1 protein-coding gene is annotated in these 423 nt (G+C 57.4%); it reads left to right on the top strand.

Features of this window, described 5'->3' with window-relative positions; genetic code table 11:
• Positions 1–243: 243 nt before the first annotated feature.
• Positions 244–423, top strand: a 180-nt coding sequence (locus ACK8OU_RS20470; protein ID WP_410305165.1) for an acyl-CoA dehydrogenase family protein, incomplete at its 3' end; no start/stop codon positions are given.

Here is a 423-nt window from a genome sequence, read left to right as displayed (position 1 = left end):
TGCTCTCCGTCGCTCATTCAGCCTCCTCAATTGCCATATCAGACGCCGCCCGCGTCTCGCCCCATCCAGACATCATACCGAAGATGACTACCGAGCCTATCTAATGGAACTAGTATCGTCTAGCGAAATTTCCTTTGACATTCCATTGGGGCGCTTATAGACGACCAGAGCTGCCTTGAGCCGGCGTGGCGAAGAGGCTGTCGCCGGTGAGCCGGGCGATCACAAACCTAAAAGAGGTCGAGCATGGACTTTTCCCTGACGGATGAGCAGAGCATCATCCGGAACTCTGCCCGCAGCATGGTAGCGACCGAGATCGCCCCGATCCTGGCCGCCCATGACAAAGACCGGCCTCTTCCCAAGGAAGCGATGCTGAAAATCTATTCAGTGTTCGCGCGGGAGGGACTCACCGCGCCACGTCTTCCC

It is taken from the genome of Pontitalea aquivivens, from assembly GCF_046507575.1.
Taxonomy (GTDB): Bacteria; Pseudomonadota; Alphaproteobacteria; order Rhodobacterales; family Rhodobacteraceae; genus Pontitalea; species Pontitalea aquivivens.
The sequence above is the reverse complement of the archived record's forward strand: the minus strand, read 5'-3'. Positions and strand labels throughout refer to the sequence as shown.